General features: G+C 50.2%; 18 protein-coding genes. 5 read left to right on the top strand and 13 right to left on the bottom strand.

Annotation, left to right across the window (positions count from 1 at the left end; translation table 11 throughout):
- Positions 1–100: 100 nt before the first annotated feature.
- The 3 genes from ACMXD4_RS11420 to ACMXD4_RS11410 form a co-directional block, all read right to left on the bottom strand.
- On the bottom strand, positions 101–1,528 hold the full coding sequence (locus ACMXD4_RS11420; protein WP_415878109.1) for an alkaline phosphatase D family protein: 1,428 nt from the start codon (positions 1,526–1,528) through the stop codon (positions 101–103).
- Positions 1,529–1,661: 133 nt separating this feature from the next.
- Entirely contained in the window at positions 1,662–3,158 is a 1,497-nt protein-coding gene (locus tag ACMXD4_RS11415; RefSeq protein WP_415878108.1) for a hypothetical protein, read from the bottom strand.
- A 246-nt stretch (positions 3,159–3,404) separates the two neighbouring features.
- Complete coding sequence (locus ACMXD4_RS11410; RefSeq protein ID WP_415878107.1) at positions 3,405–4,277, bottom strand: hypothetical protein; 873 nt, start codon at positions 4,275–4,277, stop codon at positions 3,405–3,407.
- Between the two features lie 236 nt (positions 4,278–4,513).
- On the opposite strand from ACMXD4_RS11410, the gene ACMXD4_RS11405 reads away from it, so the two are divergent.
- Positions 4,514–5,188 (top strand): response regulator, encoded by a 675-nt coding sequence (locus ACMXD4_RS11405; protein ID WP_415878106.1) that lies wholly within the window; start codon positions 4,514–4,516, stop codon positions 5,186–5,188.
- 130 nt (positions 5,189–5,318) lie between these two features.
- Here the strand turns inward: ACMXD4_RS11405 and ACMXD4_RS11400 are convergent, their stop codons facing one another.
- The 3 genes from ACMXD4_RS11400 to ACMXD4_RS11390 all read right to left on the bottom strand — a co-directional run bounded on the left by ACMXD4_RS11400 (position 5,319) and on the right by ACMXD4_RS11390 (position 9,526).
- A complete protein-coding gene (locus tag ACMXD4_RS11400) occupies positions 5,319–7,178 on the bottom strand; it encodes an ATP-binding protein (protein ID WP_415878105.1) in 1,860 nt (619 codons plus the stop codon).
- Between the two features lie 141 nt (positions 7,179–7,319).
- Positions 7,320–8,615 carry an ABC transporter permease gene (locus ACMXD4_RS11395; RefSeq protein ID WP_171695385.1) on the bottom strand — a complete coding sequence of 432 codons (1,296 nt, stop codon included), beginning with the start codon at positions 8,613–8,615 and terminating at the stop codon, positions 7,320–7,322.
- Complete coding sequence (locus tag ACMXD4_RS11390; RefSeq protein WP_171695386.1) at positions 8,612–9,526, bottom strand: ABC transporter ATP-binding protein; 915 nt, start codon at positions 9,524–9,526, stop codon at positions 8,612–8,614. Before ACMXD4_RS11390 ends, ACMXD4_RS11395 begins: the two co-directional genes overlap by 4 nt.
- Before the next feature lie 323 nt (positions 9,527–9,849).
- Here ACMXD4_RS11390 and ACMXD4_RS11385 point away from each other — a divergent pair, with 323 nt between their 5' ends.
- Genes ACMXD4_RS11385 through acnB form a run of 3 tightly spaced genes read left to right on the top strand, consistent with a single transcriptional unit; the run spans position 9,850 to position 14,074 of the window.
- Complete coding sequence (locus ACMXD4_RS11385; RefSeq protein WP_101052331.1) at positions 9,850–10,860, top strand: isocitrate/isopropylmalate dehydrogenase family protein; 1,011 nt, start codon at positions 9,850–9,852, stop codon at positions 10,858–10,860.
- A gap of 22 nt (positions 10,861–10,882) precedes the next feature.
- Positions 10,883–11,497 carry a Uma2 family endonuclease gene (locus ACMXD4_RS11380; protein WP_101052330.1) on the top strand — a complete coding sequence of 205 codons (615 nt, stop codon included), beginning with the start codon at positions 10,883–10,885 and terminating at the stop codon, positions 11,495–11,497.
- 18 nt (positions 11,498–11,515) lie between these two features.
- Entirely contained in the window at positions 11,516–14,074 is a 2,559-nt protein-coding gene (gene acnB, locus ACMXD4_RS11375; protein ID WP_415878104.1) for a bifunctional aconitate hydratase 2/2-methylisocitrate dehydratase, read from the top strand.
- Between the two features lie 116 nt (positions 14,075–14,190).
- Here acnB and ACMXD4_RS11370 read toward each other — a convergent pair whose 3' ends face one another.
- The 5 genes from ACMXD4_RS11370 to dbpA all read right to left on the bottom strand — a co-directional run bounded on the left by ACMXD4_RS11370 (position 14,191) and on the right by dbpA (position 19,099).
- On the bottom strand, positions 14,191–14,565 hold the full coding sequence (locus ACMXD4_RS11370; protein ID WP_225587603.1) for a hypothetical protein: 375 nt from the start codon (positions 14,563–14,565) through the stop codon (positions 14,191–14,193).
- 412 nt (positions 14,566–14,977) lie between these two features.
- Positions 14,978–15,400 (bottom strand): HIT domain-containing protein, encoded by a 423-nt coding sequence (locus tag ACMXD4_RS11365; protein WP_171695390.1) that lies wholly within the window; start codon positions 15,398–15,400, stop codon positions 14,978–14,980.
- Between the two features lie 67 nt (positions 15,401–15,467).
- Complete coding sequence (mepA, locus tag ACMXD4_RS11360; protein ID WP_171695391.1) at positions 15,468–16,325, bottom strand: penicillin-insensitive murein endopeptidase; 858 nt, start codon at positions 16,323–16,325, stop codon at positions 15,468–15,470.
- Positions 16,326–16,359: 34 nt separating this feature from the next.
- Complete coding sequence (locus ACMXD4_RS11355; RefSeq protein ID WP_415878103.1) at positions 16,360–17,496, bottom strand: acyltransferase family protein; 1,137 nt, start codon at positions 17,494–17,496, stop codon at positions 16,360–16,362.
- Between the two features lie 214 nt (positions 17,497–17,710).
- Positions 17,711–19,099, bottom strand: coding sequence for an ATP-dependent RNA helicase DbpA (dbpA, locus tag ACMXD4_RS11350; RefSeq protein ID WP_033156232.1), 1,389 nt, complete (start codon positions 19,097–19,099; stop codon positions 17,711–17,713).
- 234 nt (positions 19,100–19,333) lie between these two features.
- Here dbpA and ACMXD4_RS11345 point away from each other — a divergent pair, with 234 nt between their 5' ends.
- On the top strand, positions 19,334–19,522 hold the full coding sequence (locus tag ACMXD4_RS11345; protein WP_171695393.1) for a hypothetical protein: 189 nt from the start codon (positions 19,334–19,336) through the stop codon (positions 19,520–19,522).
- A gap of 48 nt (positions 19,523–19,570) precedes the next feature.
- Here the strand turns inward: ACMXD4_RS11345 and ACMXD4_RS11340 are convergent, their stop codons facing one another.
- Positions 19,571–20,959, bottom strand: coding sequence for an IS4 family transposase (locus ACMXD4_RS11340; protein ID WP_415878102.1), 1,389 nt, complete (start codon positions 20,957–20,959; stop codon positions 19,571–19,573).
- A 100-nt stretch (positions 20,960–21,059) separates the two neighbouring features.
- Complete coding sequence (locus tag ACMXD4_RS11335) at positions 21,060–22,514, bottom strand: hypothetical protein (RefSeq protein ID WP_415878101.1); 1,455 nt, start codon at positions 22,512–22,514, stop codon at positions 21,060–21,062.
- Positions 22,515–22,698 lie beyond the last annotated feature (184 nt).

Below are 22,698 nucleotides of genomic sequence, written 5' to 3'. Positions count from 1 at the left end.
TAGTTTTAAAGTCGACAATCCCTTCTCCCGCCGGGAGAAGGTTAGGTTGAGGGTATATAAAACAAACTGCTCTGAAGGAGAGGAAATATTTTGGGGAGCACTAAAACAAAAACGGATTGGGATAATCTGAAAACTTATTGCCTTTTCGATCAAAAATTTCCGCGCTGCACCACGGCTTACCCTTGCCTATATCCACCGATACTGCCATAAACGCTTCGTCGCCGATAAAGCCTTCGCCTTCGTAGCGGTATTCGACGCGGTCGCGAGTGCGGCGGTTGCCGTTGGTCCATTGCATGAACTCCAGCGTGCGGCCACCGTAGAAATCGCTGGCGCTTTCGTGTGGGTAGGGCCAGTAAAACGGCGACGAAATCAGCGAGGTCATTAAAAACTGCGGGTCCTGATAACAGCGCATCCTGGCAAAGCTGGAGTTATGCACGTCGCCGGACAGGAACACCACGTCGGCTATGCCTTCCACGCGGATGAATTCCAGAATCATGCTGCGCTCGTCGTTAAAGCCTGCCCATTTGTCATCGGCGCCTTTCATCGGCTTCGGATCGGGGAAGAACGGTACGCTGGAGACGATGAACTTGACCGGCGCATCGCGATGTTGATGCATCCAATCGAAAAAGGCATTCAGTTGCTCGCGGCCGAGCATGGTTTTGCCACCCACCGCGTTGGCGTCGTTGATGCGCAACGTGCGGGTATCCATCACAAAGAACGCAAACGGCCCTTTATCGAAGCTGTACCAGAATTGGCCATTGGTTGTGTCGGGATTGTGCAAATGCTGGTACGAGGCATAGGCTCGCATCCGCATCGCGTAAAAGCCGCTGTCAGCGTTGCGCAGTTGATCCTTGGACCAGTCGTCACGAATCTCGTGGTCGTCCAAGATCATGTAAGTCGGCACGTTGCCCATCAGCTCGGCGATATTCGGCAACTGAAACGACTTGCGGTAAATCTCGCACAAGGCGTCGAAGCTTTTGTACTCGAAAAGCTTGTTCAACGGATCGGCATAGACCTGGTCGCCGACCGCCAGAAAGAAATCCAGCGGCCGCTGCCGATGCAGATTGACGATGGAGCGAAAAGTCTTGTCGCCTTTCTCGGCATCGTTTTGAAACAGATTGTCCCAATACAAATAGCGGCAGGAGCCGAACACGAAATCCAATCGGGTGTCGTTATTGCCGCGGTCGGTCTTGAACGTCGCCGTCGCCTTCCTAATATCGGCGATGACAGGCCCCGCCACTGGTACACCGGTCTGCGGCGCGTCGCCGTCGCGCTTGTAAACCAAGCCGCATTCCACCCGGTAAGTTGTGTCGGGCTTGAGCTGAGTAAATTGCGCGACGCCGGTAAAGTCGTAGTAATCCTTCAAGAAGCAATACTGCGACGCCACCAGCTTGGCACCTTCGTACAAATCGAACGCGCCGTAACAAAACTCCCGGCTGGCGTGATTAGGACCTTTCGCGCCGCGAATCCAGATTTTGGCGGAGGTGTCGGTGGTGTGGCCTATGATGGGGCCTAGGGTGATGTTCATGATGGTCTCCAACAGTTATTATTAGGCGGTACACGCCGCAGATGTCCCTTATATTTCAGTGTGTTAGTGATGGATTTAAGGCTTTTTTAGTGGCGACTAACTAACGACATTTGAGCTGCAAATATGCGAATGCCTACAGTGAATTGTGATTATCCTCTGAACTTACCGCATGATCATTGTTGTGTTGTCCAATTGAGTCTTGGTAGACACATGGTTGCTTCGCGCTCCAAAAATCGGGGTTCCAAAATTCCGTGTTTGCATCGTTAAACTCTCCGTGTTTCATGGGGATTTTTTTGCAATTTTGATTTTTGGTGGTGCCTTGCATACCAAATGCTTTTAACGTGATTCGATCTCTGAGCTTTTCTGGAATGAATGGCCAAGCGATCTTGGCATTGATCCAACGGCCTAATGTCAATTCGCTTCTGGTGGTGGGTGTGCTGGCAAAGTCATCAATCCAGACAAGCAAACTACCCCTCGGTACCAGGTCAAACATATTAGATTCGTTTTCCTCCGCATAAGGATGCAGGGTCAAATTATAAAAATCAGTATCTTGGTGGGAGATAAGATAGGGAATCACCGCAGTTTCAAAATCATGGATGGTGCAGGCAGCCCCCATAAATACAATGTGTTTATATGCCAAATCAGGGTACTTAAGAGACGTTTGTCTGAGTAGTTCAGACAGCACGATGGTGCCCATGCTATGACCAATCAGGGTAATGGTTGGTTTGTCTGTACTGTGATTGGAAACAACCTTTTGAATTACTCGCATCAGAACGGAAAAGCCTCCCGTGCTGTCTCGAAATCTATAAGAATGATTGTCTGACGCCGCAAAGGTGTTGGGTTGAAGACCTGCGTACATTGCATCCCATCGGTTAAGGCTTTCGGCTTCGGTTTTTTCCTGGTAATCGTCAGCGGTACGAAAAACAAGACGGGTTCTACGTAACATATTATCCCAAGACGCTTTCCCGACTGAATCCAATAAGGGCGTAGTCATGAGCCGAGCGACGCCGGGAACCAGATAGGTGGATTTGTCTAATGCTTTATCCAGAGAGGATCGAGTATCTTCACCAAAGCCGATAGCCGAATTATGAACTGGATACTGCTCGTAGAATTCTGTGTTTGCCTTGGTAATAGTCGAGGTGTTTTCTTCATCAATCGGTTTTAGTGTTGCGTTATACCCTTGAAAACCATAGGTAATAGGCAGTCGGGTGAAAGCGCGTCCCAAGTCTGCCAGTAAATAAAAAGGCAGGGAAACCGGGCCGAGTACGTCGCTTTCCCGACCTTGTCTGATCCTGTACAGGTGATCAGCATAGGCATCATCCATGCCTGATTCCCAGTTCAAAAAAATGGGATAGATGATTGGAGAATCAGGATCTTGATTATTCCTGTTTTGTTTAGTGATCTCCGACAAGATTGTTTGGGATTCTGTGGTAGCATCATTTTTGGAAACCAGACCGCCGTGAACGAAAATTAATAAGTTAAGTTTTCTATGTTGATATTTTGCCGATGTCAGAGCTTTATCTAAACTGTTTCCGATTAGCTCAACATGGCTGTAAAGCGCATTTGTTTTATCGGCATCTGAGATATTTTTGCAGTTAACTCCGTCAGCTCCGCTAAAAAAACCTCGCAATCCTTCTTCCCATCTCTATCGAGGCTTAGCATATGGTTTGCCAATTTTGACCATTTGTTGACCTTGACGGGCATGCTACAGCTAGATAATAAAAAGGGGATTATTAAAAAAAATATATTATTTCTCATTGTTTTAAATCTGACATGAATGCTGATAAGTATTTGTCTATCAGATTCCTATTTCGCATGAGCTGACAATTTTCTCTGGATCTAAGTCGCTTAAATCAAATCCGCTTTGTGAGTCGGATTAATCTTGAATTAATTCATTTGGATCAGTTACTGAAGGCGAATTATTTAAATTGCTAGATAATTTTATGTTTTGCAGATCTTTACTTACATTTTTTGGATCAAGTTTCGCTAAATGTATTTGAACTCTACGCATTATAGAGTTCACATCGTTTGTCAGGCAATTTGACTCATATGAATTATCTTTTGATGATTTAATAAGAATATTCAAGTTATTAAATCTTGCTATTGATTCATTTTTTAGATGCTTTTCTATTTTAATTGCTTTGTTTAATTCTTCAATTTTATTTGTGATGGCTATAATTGCATCTGGTTGATTAACTAATGAAGAGCCGGTGTGTATTTGTTCTATTTTTTTATTTTCTGAATCTATTTTATCGTCTAAGGAACATTGTAATTTTTCTTCATTTGTTATTAGTGATTTTAATGGAGTTTCATCTGCAGTATTTTTTAGAGCGTATCTCTTTTCGCTTTTTGAAATAACTGACTTTATACAGTCACTTGCTGCAAAATATAATTGGGCCTGTTGTTCATTCTGATAATAACCGAACATTGTTCCTAAAAATGCCGCAGACAATGGGATTATAATATTGGCATGTCCTGTGTAACCTGTCGCAGCAAGTCCTCCAAGTGCACCAGTACCTCCTGCTACTAATGCACTGCCCCAGTATAATGAGTATCGATTCATAGTCCCACGACTACTATAACCATCAGACACATCAAAAGCCCATTCTTTAACTTTGCCATAATTCGTTGACTCAGATGGGTCGGGATGATCCTTAATATAGCCAATTTGAGTCATGCAGCCGCTTAAAAATATAGGAATATAAATTAATAAAAAAAACTTAGATAAATTTAAAAAACTTTTTTTCATGATAAATTGTTGTTGAATAATTGTAATTTTACTTGAGTATATTTTGGATTTTATTGGTATTTGTTTTTTATGATCAGGATTTATATTTTTTGTTGGCGAATAAAGTTTAAATGAATTGTTGCTTAACTTGAATTTTCAGGCTAGTGTTTTTATGTACCAGTACAAAAGTACTGGATTCAATTCAAATATTTCGAGTGTATAATTATTGATCGGCACTAGCTCGGAGCTTGTTGACTGTGAATATTTTGCTAATCGACGACCACTTCTGCGCCCGCGAGGGCGTGGCGTGTTTGTTGAAACAGATTTACCCGGATGTACAGGTATTCGAGGCGGAGAGCTTTACGGCCGGCTTGGCGATTGCTCGGGAGCAGCCTTTGCATTTGGTATTGCTGGATTTGCAGTTACCGGATCGCAATGGTCTGGACGGTTTAGCCGAACTGAAGCGGGCATTTCCGGATTTGTGCGTGGTGATGTTTTCCGGGCTGGACGATAGGGAGTTGGTATTTAAGGCGCTAAGGGCGGGAGCTATGGGATTTATCGTCAAAACTGTATCTCGGCAGGCGTTTGTTGATGCGTTGCGGGATGTATTGGCTGGAAAGGTTTATTTGCCGGCATCTGCCGTGGGCCCGCAACGAACTGTCGCTTCGCAAGTCGGCCATGTTACAGAAATACCTAAAGTATCCGATCCGGCCAGTTTAGGCCTGACAGCGCGTGAGTTCGAAGTGCTGACTTGGTTAGTACAGGGGATAGGCAATAAGCAGATTGCCCGGCAGTTGGGTATAGAAGAACAAACGGTGCGCAATCATCTGCGGCCGATTTACCAAAAATTCGGTGTCGCTAAACGTACCGAGTTGCTGGTGAAGGTGTTTGAGCAGAGGATTGTGTTTGGGAAGCCGGGGGTGGGGAATTGACGGCTTTGAAGTTGAGGGGATTTATATAGAATCTCCCCTAGCCCCTCTTTTTCTAAGAGGGGAATTAATAGCGCCAAAGCTTAACTTAACGCCAATGGTTAATAAACGGATTTTCTTTGTTGACTATCCTTCACACGGATTTGGTTATCTGCAACGTTTTAACCATGGTTTCCCTCAGGGCTTTGGCGCCGGCAGGTTTGCGCAGAATGGCGGTGTGTGCCGGCAACAGGGCTTTTTCGTGGTCCGAGATGGCGCGGGCGGAGAGGATCATGGTCGGTACCGGCCCGCAAGTGGTGTGGACTGCGGCGATAATGTCGTGGGCAGTTTCGCGGTTGCCCAGGTAAAAGTCGGTGATTAATAAATCCGGATCTCTATCGTTTTCGGCTAGTAGTGCCGCGGTTTCCGTGAGAGATGCTGCTTCCTGTACCAGGCAGCCCCAAGCTCTGAGTTGCTTGGCGATGGCTTCCAATACCTCGGCATCGTCGTCTACTACCATCACAAAGTAGCCGGAGAAGTCGCCGTTTTGATCTAATCCGCTGTATATAGCCAGCATCGGTTCGGCAACCGGGAGTTGGATTTTAAAGTCGCAGCCAAAACGCGAACCGCATACCAAGTTCAGACTATGGTCGGGTAAACATTTGACGGCGGCGGCCACGTAAGCCAAGCCTATGCCCAAGCCGGGTACTTTGTTGTCGTTTTGGCGACGCTGGTTACGGACAAATTCCTTGAATACCTCTGCGCGCATCTCTTCGGCGATCCCTGGGCCACTGTCGCAGACATGTAAAGTCAGATGTTGCTTGCCGGTTTTGACCGCCGACACCAATATCCAGCCGCTCTCGGTATATTTGATGGCGTTATCGAGCAAATTGCCGAGAATTTGCCGGAGGATGTTGCTGTCGCTGCAGATGTTGTATGGCTCTTGGCAGCGCAACACTACTTTAAGCCGGATGCCGCGTTTGGCGGCTTGCGGGGCATATTGATTTTCCAGGCCGGTCAGCAGCGTATTGAGATCGATATTGGCCGGTTGCGGAATTTGCCGGCCGGTTTCCAGGTTGGCGATGTCTAAGACATGGTTAAAGGCGGCGTTCAATTCGTCTATCACCATGCCCATGCGATTGAGCATAAACGCCGCGCCATTGTTAGGTGGGTTTGTTAGGGCGGTGTCTAACACTGCGGCATAGCAGGCTAAGGCTTGCAAGGGTTGGCGCAGATTGTGGCCCATTTGCTGCAAAAAGCGGGTTTTGTCGTCGGCGCTGAGTTGAGCTTTGCGTTTCTCGCGGAAGGATTTGCGGGCGTAAGCTTCTAGTTGGCAGCGGGTGCAGACGCCGAAGATATTGACGATGCAAAGATTAAGGACAGACTGGATCAAGTCAATCACGGTCAGGCCAAGCCAATAGCCGGCCAGCGGCATGGTCAGCGCAGTACTCCAGCCAAAACTTATTGTCGCCCGCAACGACATGAACATTTGCCCGTAACTGAAAAAATACATGGGCAATAGGGCCGGCCAGGTTTCGGCGTAATAGCGGGGATTACCGTCGTACAGCAAGATGGCGATTAAATTGGCTGCGGACAGTCCGGCGCTGAGTTTGGCGATGGTGTTGATTTTTGCCGCCGCTTCTACGCAGACATTTAGGTATCTGAATAAGCCCAAAAGTACCAGGACTATGGGAAGTCTTAAGATGGCTTCTGCGGTTGAGGTATTACCAGTATGCAGATCCAGCAGGATATAGACCAGGAATGCGACGGCTCCCAAGCCTAACGCCCATTTGAGGGGGCTTAGTAATACTAGGTAACGTTCTTCCCAAAACTGCCGTTCGCTATCTTCATCGAACTGCGGGATGGCAAACAGTTTGGTGAGGCTGAGCGAAAGTTTGGTATCGAGAAAAAGTCCGAGCGGACGGTGGGTGGGGGCGCGAAAAAAAGCCTTGCCGGCAAGATGTTCGATGAATGGATTTGGTATGCGCATGCCGCCGGTCTTGGTCGCAACCATCGTACTCGATGCGGCGCAAAGAGCGCATCAGTGTTTCCGATAGCCAAGTTATTGTTGTTTTTGTAGCTGGGCTTTATTTTCTCTATTCCGGTAGGCCTAAGCAAGAAAAGTTAGCTAACGCACCAACAAATTCTATCGGCCTTAAACACTTTGCCGCCAGCGTTGATAAAGTAGGCTTAAAATCAGCGCACATTGCAGCGCGGCAAAAGCTAACGCCGAGAATGCAGAATCCGCCCATAGTGGAAAGAATAAGGCTGAAACGCCGGTCATGCCGACCGCGCCGAACAAGCCGGGGAGAATGCCGTAAAGCAGCGCCGCGGACAGTAAACTCAGGCTAAACGCGCGTTGCGGATTTTTGCCGTAGCAAAAAAACAGGTAAACGGCGTAATCGCGTAGTACTAATAGTACGACAGCCAGTGGGTAGGCATTCAGGGAGATGTCCAGCCAGGCAAAGCGTTGCTCTTGGAAGCTCAGAAATATCGCAAACGGCAGGCTTAGCGCAAAACTCAATGCGCTCAAGGGTAGTTCCTCACCCACTCGGCGCCAATTCGCTTGTCGCCGATAATCCAGTAAGCGTTTGATGCGCATTGGCTCGTGCCGTTCGACGATGACGCCAATGTAAGTTAAAGCGCTGCAAACGGCTAAAGCAGCCAGGGAAAAGGAATAGTGGGTATTGGGAATAAAGCCGCCCAAATAGACAATCAAAAACAGCGTAAAACTCAACCATGCCCAGGGCAAATTTCGCAAACCCAAGTCTTGCGCCAGCAAGCGATAATTGCCCATGACGCACCAGAATAAGGCGCAAAGCAGGCTTATTTGGTGCAAAGTCTGTGGGTTAACGGTCAGGTTATACCAGGTGTTGCTTTGAAAATGACCGGGCAAATAATTGGCCGTTTCGGTTAAATCAGTCAAAGACGGCATGAAAACGAGGAAACCCACCAATACCAAAATGAGTATCGAACCGGTTTTTAGTTGGCCGCGTTGCACTGCCAGCAAACCCAACAAAAGCCCGGCGCTTTGTACCAATAATGCGGTGCCAATGGCGTAAAAAAACAATAAGGGTAGGGCGGCCGGATTGTCGGTCGCCAGCGCATGGACCAGTAAACAAATGCCGGCGCAGTACCAGGCCATGCTGGTACTGCCCAGCAGTTTGCCCCAGGTCATTTGCCAAGGCCCGAGCGCCGACAGGCGTTGGGTATCCCAGGTGCGGTCGCGGTATTCTTCAACAATGCTGTCCAGGCTTTGCCGGGTGCCCCATAAAAGGGTAATCAGCATGAATAGCGTCAAAGCGGCTTGCGCGGTGATGCTGCCCAGCCGGTAGTCGTCCAGAAAATAGCTTAAAGTAAACACTGCACCCAGCACGATTGGCGCACCTACCAGCCGAGCTGGCGAGCATTCCAAAATCAGCTGGCGTTCAAATTCGGGATTCAGATTCATGAGCTGTGGCGGATGGTTTGTAGGTAAGCGTCTTGCAGATTGCTAGAAACTGGGGCGAATTCGCAGACCGGTAAATCCAGTGCGATGAGGGCTTTCAATACTTGGTGTTGTAGAGCCGCCTCGCCATTAAGTTGCAGTAAGGCTTGTTGTTTATCGTCGCTATTCAACACCTTAACATCGGGTAGCGATTGCAGGCGTTGCAGCAGGTTTTCTACTGGATGTGCCAGCAGTAATTTAAACGGTTTTAGTAAGGACGGCGCTTTCACCGCAACCTGTTCGACGATTTTGCCGTGACGCAGCACCAGCATATCGGTGCAATAAGCCTCCAGTTCGGCGAGGATATGCGAGGACACCAGCAGTGTCATGCCTTGGGCTTGCAGGTCTAAAAATAGCTCGGCCAGTTCGTGGCGGGCTTCCGGGTCCAAGCCGGATGCCGGTTCGTCCAGCAACACTACCGGCGGTTTGTGGATGATGGCTTGGGCGATGGCTACCCGTTGACGTAGGCCGCGCGATAGCTCGGCCGGGCTGTTTTCCAATCTATCTTGAATATGCAAACGCCGGCTGACAGCTTCGATGGCGGCGGGGCAATCAGTTGCAAAAATGCCCTGGGCGCGGGCCACGAAATGCAGGCATTGCCGCACCGTCAAGCGTTGATAAAGCCCAAAAAAATCCGATAAGTAGCCGATGATGCGATGGCACTCGCGCGGTTGTTCCAATACATCGATGCCGGCGATATTGATCGCACCGCTGACCGGTTGATCCAGCGCCGCCATGCAGCGCAGCAGCGTGGTTTTGCCTGCGCCGTTGGGGCCGACCAGCGCGGTGATGCTGCCGGCAGCGATGTCGAACGACACATTGTCCAATGCGCGCAGGCCAGGGTATTCGAAAATCAGTTTATCGACGGAGATCATGTTTAGCTTTGATGAAGGCTTGGGTAAAAAATGATGCGGGTTCGATGATACCGCTTTTTGGTTTGCCGGACGCCGATTATCGGCTTAGGCTGCTTGGGTATGAATTTTGCTGCATTTCTGGGGTGAGTTTGGCTGATAAACTCCGAGTACGCCCGAAATTAAGGCCTACACCAATCCCGCTTGACCATGCGGCGGGGCGCGAAACTGTGTATTATTACTCGCAATAACGGTGCTTTATCAGGCGAATGAGTAACGACTCAATCGCGATACAGATGAGTGCACGCAAAGACTGGTTATTTTTAAACATCAAGTAGGAGAAATGAATGCATAACGTCACGTTGATTAAAGGTGATGGTATTGGCCCTTCGATCATGGACGCCGCCGTGGCGGTGATCAACGCTTCGGGTGCGAAAATTCATTGGCATGAGGCGGACGCCGGCATGTCGGCTTATGAAAGAACCGGCACGCCGCTGCCGGATGCGACGATGGAATCTATCGCCCAGACTCGGGTGGCGTTTAAAGGACCATTGACCACGATGGTGGGCGAAGGGTTTAGAAGCATCAACGTGGAACTGCGTAAACAATACGATCTCTACGCCAACGTACGGCCGGCGAAAAGCTGGAAAGGCGTAAAAACCCGTTACGACGACGTCGATATTGTCATTGTGCGCGAAAATACCGAAGGCCTCTATGTCGGTTTGGAACATTATCTGACACCGGCTAAAGACATTGCCGAAAGCTTGGCCGTGGTCACCAAGGCCGGTTCCGAGCGCATCGTGGAATATGCATTTAAATATGCTATCGATAACAATCGTAAGAAAGTGACGGTTTGTCATAAAGCCAATATTTTGAAATACACCCAGGGCTTGTTCCTGAGAGCGGCACGGGAAGTGGCGGCCAAATATCCGGGCATCGAATTCGACGAAAAAATCGTCGACGCGGCCTGCATGCACATGGTCATGAAACCGGAACAATTTGACGTGGTGGTCACCACCAATATGTTTGGTGACATTTTGTCGGATTTGACTGCCGGTTTGGTAGGTGGCTTGGGCTTGATCCCTGGTGCGAACATAGGTGCCGATGCAGCGCTATTCGAAGCGGTACACGGCAGTGCGCCGGACATCGTCGGCAAAAATATCGCCAACCCTACGGCTGTGATGATGGGGGGCGTGATGATGCTGAACCATTTGGGCGAACACGAAGCGGCTACCCGGATGCTGAACGCGATTGAAAAAGTCGTGAACGGCGGTGTCTATGTCACCCCGGATTTGAACCCGGACACCAAATACGGCACCCAGGAAATGGGTCAAGCCATCGTCGATGCGATGGAGTGATTAACCTGCGGCGGAGGCGGTTATGAGTGCGCAACCTAAATTCGATAAGCCCTGGATGTCTGTTGAGGATTATCTGGCAGCGGAATTGCTCAGCGACATAAAGCATGAGTATGACGCCGGCGAGCTGGTGGCCATGTCGGGTGCCAGCAAGAATCATGAGCGCATCAAGATGAGTTTGGCTCGACTGTTGGGTAATCATTTACAAGGCAAGCCTTGTGAACCCTTCAGTTCCGATGTCAAAGTCAAGATCGGCCAGTATCTGTTCTACCCTGATGCGATGGTGGTTTGCGAAGATACCTCGACCCACGACTATTATGCCGAAGCGCCAGTCTTGATCGTCGAAGTGCTGTCTAAATCCACCCGCCGCCGCGACGAAACCATCAAACGCCGCTTATACCAAACCATCCCCAGCTTGCTGGAATATGTGCTGATCGAACAGGACATCGTCGATGTTGAAGTCTGCCGACGTAGCGAAGGCTGGGTGTCCAATCATTACTTTCTCGGCGATCAAGCCCGCTTCGAGTCAGTGGATTTAACGCTGGACGTTGCCGAGATTTATCAGCGGGTTGATAACGACGACATGCGTACTTTTATCGCCGAACAGGCCGCCGCAGACCAAGCGTCCCAAGTCCAATAATTTTTACCGGAAATCATCATGCTAGAACAATACCGAAAACATGTCGCCGAACGCGCTGCCGAAGGCATCGTTCCCAAACCACTGGACGCCGAGCAAGTCGCCGCGTTGGTTGAATTATTGAAACAGCCGCCTGCCGGCGAAGAAGCGTTTCTGCTGGATTTGCTGGAAAACCGCATTCCAGCCGGCGTCGACGAAGCCGCTTATGTCAAAGCCGGGTTTCTGACGGCGGTCGCCAAGGGCGAGGCGACTTCACCGCTGCTAACGCCGGAAAAAGCCACCGAATTGCTCGGCACGATGCTGGGTGGTTACAACGTCGCGCCGTTGATCGAATTGCTGGAAAGCGCCTCATTGGCGCCGATTGCCGCGAAAGCGCTGTCGCAAATTCTGCTGATATTCGACGCCTTTCACGATGTGCAGGAAAAAGCCCAAGCCGGCAACGCTTACGCGAAACAAGTGCTGCAATCCTGGGCTGAGGCCGAATGGTTTACCGCCAAGCCGGAAGTGCCGGAAAAACTGACGGTCACTGTTTTCAAAGTTACCGGCGAAACCAATACCGACGACCTGTCGCCGGCGCCCGATGCCTGGTCGCGGCCGGACATTCCGTTGCATGCCAAGGCGATGCTGAAAATGCCGCGCGACGGCATCACCAACGCCGAGCAGCAAATCAACGAACTGAAAGCCAAGGGCTTTCCGGTGGCTTACGTCGGCGACGTAGTCGGCACCGGCTCGTCGCGCAAATCCGCCACCAACTCGGTGTTGTGGTTCATGGGCGACGATATTCCGTTTATCCCCAACAAGCGCGGAGGCGGCGTCTGCATAGGGGGCAAGATCGCACCGATTTTCTTCAATACAATGGAAGATTCCGGCGCGCTGCCAATCGAGTGTGACGTCACCGGCATGGCGATGGGCGACGTGATCGACATTTACCCCTATCAAGGTGTCGTCAAGCGGCACGTTACGGACGAAGTCGTCTGCGAGTTTGCGTTAAAAACCGAAGTGATCTTCGACGAAGTCCGTGCCGGTGGCCGGATTCCGTTGATCATTGGTCGCGGTTTGACCGACCGTGCCCGCCAATTCTTGGGCTTGCCTGCTTCTACGGTATTTCGCCGCTTGGGCGAAGCCGCCGATACCGGCAAAGGTTTTACCCTGGCGCAAAAAATCGTCGGCAAGGCTTGCGGCGTGGCCGGCGTGCGGCCGGGCAGCTATTGCGAACCGAAAATGACCACCGTAGGTTCGCAAGACACCACCGGGCCGATGACCCGCGACGAACTCAAAGACCTGGCCTGCCTGGGTTTTTCCGCCGATCTGGTGATGCAGTCGTTCTGCCACACCGCCGCTTATCCGAAGCCGGTCGACGTGCAGATGCAGCACACCTTGCCGGACTTCATCATGACCCGTGGTGGCGTGTCTCTGCGTCCCGGAGACGGCGTGATTCACTCCTGGTTGAACCGCATGTTGTTGCCGGACACGGTAGGCACCGGCGGCGATTCGCATACCCGCTTCCCGATCGGCATTTCCTTCCCGGCCGGCTCCGGCTTAGTAGCGTTTGCCGCCGCGACCGGCGTGATGCCTCTGGATATGCCGGAATCGGTGTTAGTGCGCTTCAAAGGCCAGATGCAACCCGGCATTACCTTGCGCGATTTAGTCAACGCGATTCCCTATGCGGCTCTGAAAAGCGGCTCGCTGACCGTGGCCAAACAGGGCAAGAAAAACGTATTTTCCGGCCGAATTCTGGAAATCGAAGGCTTGCCGGATTTGAAAGTCGAGCAAGCATTCGAGCTTTCGGATGCCTCCGCCGAACGTTCCGCTGGCGGTTGCACGATTAAGCTCAACGAAGCGCCGATCCGTGAGTATCTGAACTCCAACATCACCTTGCTGAAATGGATGATCGCCGAAGGTTACGGCGATGCCAGGACCATTCAGCGCCGCATCAAAGCGATGCAGGATTGGTTGGCGAACCCGGTATTGATGGAAGCGGATAAAGACGCCGAATATGCGGAAATTATTGAAATTGATCTGAATGAAATCACCGAGCCATTGTTAGCTTGCCCGAACGACCCGGATGACATCAAGCCTTTGTCGGAAGTGGCGGGCACCAAGATCGACGAGGTGTTCATCGGTTCCTGCATGACCAACATCGGTCACTTCCGCGCCGCCGGCAAGTTGTTGGAAAAGGCCGGTGCCTTGCCGACACGTTTGTGGGTAGCACCGCCGACCAAAATGGATCAAAACCAGTTGGTGGAAGAAGGCTATTACGGCACCTTCGGCAAGGTCGGAGCGCGCACCGAAATGCCGGGCTGCTCCTTGTGCATGGGCAACCAGGCGCGAGTGGCGGAAGGTTCGACCGTGGTATCGACATCGACCCGCAACTTCCCCAACCGTTTGGGCAATGGTGCGAACGTCTATCTGTCCTCAGCGGAATTGGCAGCGGTGTGCTCGCTATTGGGCAAGATTCCGACGGTTGCCGAGTATATGCAATATGCCGCCAGCATCGAACAAACCAGCGCGGATACCTATCGTTATCTTAACTTCGATCAAATTGATAGTTATCAGGATAAGGCCAAGGAAGTCGCTTAGCCCGGCGTATTCTAGGCATCGTGCCGTAGCAGGCGCGGTAACCCGGTTTTAGCTGGGCTACCGCGCCGCATCAGGTGGGAAGATATGGCGCGGAAGTGGTAAGCAATGAAAAAAAATTACAGGCTATCAATAATCTCCAGGCAGCGCTGAAAAGCACTACGGACGATGAAAAAGGTCATTGCAAGCGGGTAGGATAGATAGTGCTCAGGTAGTGCCAGACAAATCAGCACCAATACCGCAACGGCGCAGGAATCGAAGCGGGCCAAATATTTTTGCATATAGCGCAAGGATTCTTGGGATTCCCAATCAAACTGCGGACTTTTGTTGATTAAACCCAGTAGCATCCAACTGCTGAGCAAAGCAAAATAGACCGGAAACACGCTGAATTGCGGTGAGCCGTCGCTGAATTGCGGGCTCCAGTAACCGTACCAAGTCCATAAGCCTGCGGAGGCAAAACCATCGTGCCATATTTTGCTGGGTACTAATTTCAAACAACCACACAATAGAAAAAGCACCGCAAGGCACGCTCCCGCACCCCATACGGCCTCTATATTGAGTAAGGGTAAAAATGCATTTTGGGTTAAGGTTAGGGGAGTTAAGATTAGACAGCAGACGATGAAAATAGGCATGGTAGTAACAATGGCTTTTTTAAGTTTTACACAGTCTGCCATAAGCTCGACGGATTTGAGCAATCGATATAAGCGGCTTACTTGGCTCGAAATTTCCTGAGCTTCTGATGCGGGCTCAAACTGGAGTCACGATATTTGCAAGCGCCTGTCCTTACGTTGCGACTTTTTTGATTGTGACGTGCTTTTACACCGAGCGTCAATCACACAATAATTGGGTTATTTCAGTTATTGCCTATTCTCGTTTGCTATCCCTAGCTAAAGATTCACTCAATTTTCAATTGATTAAATGCATCTGCAAAGCGGAACGGAGTTGGGTGATCCTTTGTTCGGCCTGGTCGCCTGCATAGGGCAGGCTGGCGAACTTTCCCCATACCGGCGCCGGCCAGGCTTTATCGGTTTGATAGCGCACCACATGGTGCAGATGCAATTGCGGGACGAGATTGCCGATTGCGGCAATATTCAGTTTGTCGGGGCGATAAATACTCGCCAGTGCCTCGGCAAGCAGGCAGGACTCGCTTTGCAGAGCCTGTCTATCCGCCTGTCCAAGCTGATAAATTTCTCTGATATTGTGGCGCCTGGGCACCAGGATGAACCACGGGTATTGGCTGTCGTTCATCATTAACAATTCCGTTAGCGCAAAGCTCCCTACGTTAAAACAATCTTGCGCCAGTTGTTGATGAAGTACGAAATCGGGCATGGTGCTCTCAAATGAAGAATAAAATATTTAGCCGACTGATGCTGTAAAGGCCGATACGCCAATATCATCAGGGACGATGCAACAGCTGCTCGCACAATGCCGGTAACGGCGGTGGCGGCAACGGCACGCTTTTCGACGGGGCTTTGGCTTCCGCGGAAAACCACCACGCCAAACTGGCGTCGCAACCGTCGCCGGCAGGTAACGGCTCTTGCGAGTCGCAATGCGGACTATGCGCGGGGCATTTCAAGCGCACATGAAAATGATCGTCGTGTTTCCACCATGGGCGAATCTTCCTCAACCACTCGCCGGCTCCGGGACTTTTGGTGGTGCACAATTCTTGTTTGATGCTGGGGTTCACAAAAATCCTGTCGACCTCCGGTTGGCGTGCGGCTGCTTCCAGTACCTTTGCCAGATCCGGCGACCAATGCCGGTAATCCATAGTATCGTTTTGCATGTTCACGACCGACGGTGCGCTCCAGGTTTCGCGTTCATTGGCCGTTAGCTGCCGGTTACTGGCTGGTTCCGATAATAAAAACCATATATCCACATCCAAGCCTGACTGATGGCTGCGATGTCCGCTTAAAGTGGGGCCACCGCGTGGTTGGCCTAAATCGCCGATCAACAACGAGCCCAATTTATGCTCGGCGCTGAACTGGCCCAGATGCTGGATAAAACCGATTAAGTTAGGATGCCCATAATAGCGGTGGCGCGATAAGCGCATCACTTGATAACCTTGGCCGTCCAGGGGCAGGGCGGCCGCGCCGCTGATGCAGCCACTGGTATAAGTGCCGATGCTTTCGCTGGGTTCCTGGGTCGGCGTGGTGACCTTGGCCCAGTCTTGAGCCGTTGAACCAGCCTTGACCTCGTAGCTGGTGCTAAACGCGGCAACGCTTAATAATATTGTCGAAAGGGCAGCAAATCGCATGATTAAGTAGCTAAAAATGGAGTGATTATTGGGATTATAGCGTCGGCTTGCCGATGCTTGCTATGGCATCGGTCACCCTCCGCCCCAAACTCATGCTGGGGATTTCCAGCCAATGATAAAACAACAAAGAAACCCCTTGTACACAGACTATGGTGATAAGCCAGCCGCCAAACCAAAGTGCCAGCCGATTTTCGGTAAACCCTTCCAAAAATTTTAAAACCAGCGGCGTTAGACAAATCAGAATCGCCATGTGGCTGAGATAGGCGCTGTAAGACACTTTGCCGATTTGCCGTAACATCGGTTGCGATAGCACCTGCTGTGCATCTTTAGAACCTAGCACGAACATCAAAATCAAGCCGGCTCCCAAACCGGAACCCAGCCAGACTGCGGTATCGCCAAAAATGTCGGACGGCACAAAAGTGCCGCAGGTATAAAACGCTAAGCCGGTCAATAGCAACAAACGCCGTTGCCAGCGTCGGCCGGACAGGTAATGGGTAAGATCGGTGTAGTGTCTGGCAATGGTCATGCCCAATAGAAAATGCAGCAAGAAAATCGACACACCCAATAGGCTGGTCGCCAGCAAGCCAAAAAATACCAGCCAAGAACTGCCGCGTCCGGCCAGCAATAAGCCTACCGGCAGCAGCAAAGACAATACCAATTCGATACTTAAAGTCCAAGCTTGCGGCAGTAGTACGATCAAGGCAGGCAATTTCAACAAAAAGCTCTCACGCAGCATATCGGCGGGCGTTAACGGAAATTTATGCCACATGCCGGTTATCCATTCGGTCGCCGGCAGACTGGTCTTGAGTATCGCGCTATCGAAGGTGTTCACAAACAGGCCGGCGCTAATCAGCAAAACCAACAAGTACGGCAACCAGATCCGAAACATCCGATTGATCAAGAAACGCGCCAAATGAAACTCGCTGAGATCAGGTGTGTGCCCTGCACGAAAATAGCGCAAAGACAGCACCACGCCACTGAGCACGAAAAACATCGATACCGCCGCCGAGCCGTCCCACCAAATGTGTAGCGGCGAGAAATCCAACCATTGCTGGCAAAGTGGCGTTTCGCAGGGTAGGCCATAGGCGATGACGAAATGTTCGCTGATGACGGCCAAGGCCGCTAGGCCGCGAATGGTGTCCAGGTAACTGATATGTGTTTTAGGTGCCACGGGCAGAATCTTATTTTGGAGTAGTCAGTGTCGGCTGGCATAGGTATAGCAGGCTTTGGCGATTCGGCTATCGAGCGCTGTTATATTTGCTGGGTTGCGAAAGCAGACGCTGTTAAGTTGCTGATCATCCGTCTTCAGCCGTCATCCCCGCGTCGGCAGAGATGCGGGAATACCGTCAGAAAAACCAAGCAAAACCGCTGCTCAAGGCTTTAAACTAATTCCATTGCGATTTGCGCACGTTGAAATTGCGGCCCTTGATTTTGCCGGCCCGCAAGCAGGTCAAAGCCTTATCCGCACTGCCGCGTTTCACCGCTACATAGGCGTGTTTATCGAAGATGTCGATTTTGCCCACTTCGCCGCCGGCTATGCCGTTAGCGCCGGTGAGTGCGCCCAAAATATCGCCCGGCCGCATCTTGTCCTTGCGGCCGCCGTCTATCCATAGCGTGACCATCGGCGGCTCGAAGCGGTGTTCGCTGCTCAGTTTAAACGGCGCGATTTCGTCCCATTTCACGGAACCTGCCATATAGTCTTCGATGGCTTTCACGCGGTTTAACTCCGCTTCGCTGACTAAACTCAGTGCCAGGCCTTTCGCGCCGGCACGGCCGGTACGGCCAATTCGGTGCACGTACACTTCCGGGTCCCAAGGTAGTTCGTAATTGATCACCGCTTGCATGTCTTTGATGTCCAGGCCGCGCGCGGCAACATCGGTAGCGACCAGAATCGAACAGCTTTTATTGGCAAAACGCACCAACACTTGATCGCGGTCTTTTTGTTCCAAATCGCCATGCAAGGCCTGCACGGAAAAGCCGCAATTGGTCAATGTATCTGCCACGTCCTGGCATTCGCGCTTGGTATTGCAAAACACCACCGTCGATTCCGGGCGATGATAAGCCAGCAAATAACCGAGCGCATTCAGGCGTTTGGCTTTGTCTAGCTGATGAAAACGTTGTTCGATAGGGTTGTCCAGATGGCTGGTTTCGACGCTGACCGAGATCGGTTTGAATTGAAATTTCTGGCTCAAGGCGCGAATCGGCTCGGCGTAAGTCGCGGAGAATAGCAGCGTTTGCCGATGTGTCGGCGCGTAGGCAATTACGTCGGAGATGATGTCCGCAAAGCCCATGTCCAGCATGCGGTCGGCCTCGTCCAGCACCAATACTTTTAAATGATCCAGGCGCAAGCTGGCTTTTTGCAGATGTTCCTGCAATCGGCCCGGAGTACCCACCACCACATGCACGCCGTGTTCCAGCGAACTGCGCTGCGGCGCGAACGGTGTGCCGCCGCACAAGGCCAGCACTTTAATATTTTGCGTGAAGCGGGCTAATTGGCGGATTTCTTTGCAGACCTGATCGGCCAATTCGCGGGTAGGGCAAATCACCATGGCTTGCACTTTAAAGCTGCTCAAATCCAGCCGCGACAACAAGCCAATGCCAAACGCCGCCGTCTTGCCGCTGCCGGTCTTAGCTTGGGCGATCACATCCTTGCCTTCCAGAATATGCGGCAGACTTTCGGCCTGGATTGGTGTCAGGTGGGTGTAACCCAGCGATTCGATGTTTTCCAGCAGGGCGGGTTTTAATGGCAGGGACGAAAATTCGGGTGTATTCACAAAGGCTCTAATCGATATGATGCGGCGCGCTTGCCGACATGCGGGAGGCCATGATACCAGAGTTGCAGATTGGGTCCTTGCCGAATCAACGGGCTGCCAGCTTGCCATTCGCGGTCGATTTTTCACTTATCGGCCGATAAACAAAATTGTCCGCCGTTCAAACATTAAAAATATCGATCATTCGCTTGAAGCCGGAGCCAGATAAGTGCAGTGAAAGCTTGGCTCCAAACGACGATGAAAAACACGATTGAGTTGCTGGCCTCGGTTTTGATCATGCCCGGCGCCAAAGCTGTGGACGTTGGACAAGTGGCTGGCGAAACTGGCCGATCACTTTGGTATTGCCTATCAGGCTTCGCCGACCGCGAATTGCTTTACATTTGTTCCGTGCGGTTCGTGACCTCATCGCACGCTACCAACTGGTAATGGACGCTGGAGCGTCCGAGGATGCGTTCCCACGCGGAGCGCTCATCGTTATACACATCTCATTGCGAGATCCTGTTGAGCATTGAGGGCGATGACAAAATCGCGCAAGCGCTGTAAGCCGATCCACATGGCCTTGGCACCCGGTGGACCATCGTGTTTGCGGGCAAAATAACCGCCTAAGCTTGCAATCAGTCGGATTACCTCACCGAGGCGCGGTGGCGTGAGCGGTGGTGGACAGCGCTTGACGACGATATAAGCCGCTCGCCACTCCTGCGGATCGAAAATAATCTCGCAATCCATGTCCGGCGCTGCGCGCGCGAGCATCAGGCTGAATAACACCCGCCAGGCAATAACCATATAGAGCGCCAAACAAGGTAGTAGCCGTTCTTCCGATTCCAGATGTAGCCGCTTGATCTGGCAACCGCTCTTCAATACATGGAAGTACACTTCGATACACCAGCGCACGCCATACCACGCCACCACCGTAGTCGCTTGCTCGAAACTCGCCACAGGCAAACTGGTCAGCAGGAGCCATTCCAAGGGTTCCTTGCCGGCTGGCGGCGTCTCTTCGCGCGCCAGCACCGCGTTGATGCTCAATGCCGGCAGTCGATACCCAATACGCGTTGGCGGCTTGAGGGGCACCGTGGCGGCGCGTACCGTGATATGCGCCAGTCGCGCTGCACGGTTCGGCCGCGACTTGACATTAACCTCGGTATAACCCATGACCGGCGCTTGATCCAGGGCCGACCATAGCCATTTCGCCGCATTTTCCGGCTCGACCAGAAGGTCTCGGTTCTGCGTCGCCCGAACAATCCATTCAGCGCGAGCAGTCGGCGCATAGTCTTGGTATTCGACAAACCATTCGTAAATGTCGCCCTCGCGGTCGGCGAGATTGACCAATAAACTGTCCGGCATTTGCGCCTGTAAGGCACAGCTATCCTGATAGCTTTCGAGCCAGTGCCGACTTTCTTTTTCGTCCACGCCTTTGTGCCGCCGCGCTTGTCGCGGGCTGGCGCCGTCACGCGCCCAATACGCTGCCTTGACGACACCCAAGCAAATCCGCGACGGCGTAAAGGCGATGGTCGGATGTAGTCGGCGCGCATGTTTCGCCATCTCTTTCAAAGTACCGAGACCTTTTGGCCCCAAACAAATGTTTTCGTCGTACTCCGTCGTGTCCTGCGCCAGCAATACGACCGGGCTGCTCTTCATCCGTTCGACCGTGGCATCTCGATGCGGCGCCAGTATCTTTTTGAAAGTCGCCTTATCATTGTCGAAAAACCGGTAAGCGCCCATCGTCTCCTTCCAGCCGCCACAGGCCGCCGGGATGCTGAGCTGGGGATGTTCGCCTAATCGCTCCAGTAACAGTGCCAATCGTTTATTCAGGCGCCGATCTTCCAAATCAGCGGTTTGTACTTCTTCTTCGGCCCAATTGCTCATCGCTGTTCTCCATCATCTATATGCCTCATGCCTCCTGGTAGTTTAGTCGTTGGGAGACTTGTGTATAACGATGAGCGCGGAGCGTGGGAACGATAAAAAATTAACGGTTTTGGCCTAGGTCGCCCAACCAAAACGCTCCGGATTTTATAAACTCCTTATCATCCAGTTCCCCATGCGTTTGAGGATATTCCCCATGATGCTCGTACGGTAAAGTCCTAAAATATAAATTCTTTTTAATATCCTTCATTCCATTTAATCCGTCTATATAGGTTAAGTTATTTACGACGTTCACCCATCGACCTAAAGTTCGTTTATTTTCAGATATAGGGGACTCGTAGAAGTTGTCTATTTGAGTTAATAGAGTTCCTGTTTGCCCAAAACCAAAATATTGAGACTCGACATTTTCGGCAATGGGATGAAGTGTTATATTGAAAAACTTTGTCAAAGTATGTTTTCTAATATAAGGCACCACAGATTCCTCAAAGTCTTTGAAGGAAGCAGCAGATGCTAAATAAACGATTTTTTCAAATTCGATGTCCGGAAAGTATGTCAATACATTATTGGCTATTATTGTTCCCATACTATGCCCTACAAGTAACACCTTTACGTTTTTGTTTTTGTCTTGCTTTTCCTTCAGTATTCTAAAAAATTTACTCGCAGCCCCCTCTTTACTTGCCTGATAATTTTCAATGCTATCTTTTCTGTAATCACAGCCATCATCTTCATCGTAACAGATTCTTTTTGAGAACATTATTTCTGTTCGTCTTTTCATTGTTGACCAGGCACTTGTAGCCAACGTATCAAATATAGGGGCAGTAGTTAGCGCTAGTGTTGCTTGACCAAAGTTTAGTAAGCCATCTCCAACTTTTTTAGTTAAGGAACGCTCATCACAAAGTTTTGGCAACTCTCCAAAATTGTATTTATTGTTAACAATACTAGGAGTATTTGTTTTGCACTGATTGTTGACAAAGTCACCAGAAAGATAATGTTTGCTTAGTTCAGAAGCATTATTCTCACCACCGTACTCACCAAAGAGAATTGATTTTCCATAATTATTCATTACTTGAAAAAACCTCATGGGAGCTCTGGTAACTCCTCTACCAATATCCTCTAAAAAGGTAAATGGGGCTGTCAGTGGCCCCCAGACTTCTAAGTACTCACCTTGTCGACTATGTAGCAAATGCTCTTTGTATGTTGTCCAGAACCCAGACCGCCAATCAATAAAAATCGGAGTATATCCACTCTCTTGAATCTGCTTGGATATTTTATTTGCCTTATCTACTGACTCACTTGGATAATTGAGGCCTCCATGTATATATATAGCAATTTTATTATTTTCTTTTAACGCTTCATCTATTCTTTTTTCGATATACTCCAATTCAGGATCTTTATTTGACTGATGGTTTTCAATTTCTTTAACTTTTTGAGTTCCAAAAATCGTGTGGCCAGGTATCTCTAACTCACCATCCCTATCAATTGATATAATGTTATCCTTTGCGGGTAAAGTAGTGCATCCAACCAGGAAAGCTAAACCAAAAATTAATTTATTTTTCATATTTTTATATTTAAAGTTTTTTAAGAAAATTATTATTTTTTTTAAAAAAACATCCGATAGATATTTTTGTACTAAAACACACCTCCCAAAATGCGGTAAAAAATGCGCACACATCAGTTTCATTAAATAAATTTATAAATCCTAATATTGGTCATTGGCGCGAAGCAAGTCATTTTCGACCTCA

The organism is Methylomonas sp. TEB, assembly GCF_047777895.1.
Lineage (GTDB): Bacteria > Pseudomonadota > Gammaproteobacteria > Methylococcales > Methylomonadaceae > Methylomonas.
This window is presented reverse-complemented; position numbering and strand designations above follow the sequence as displayed.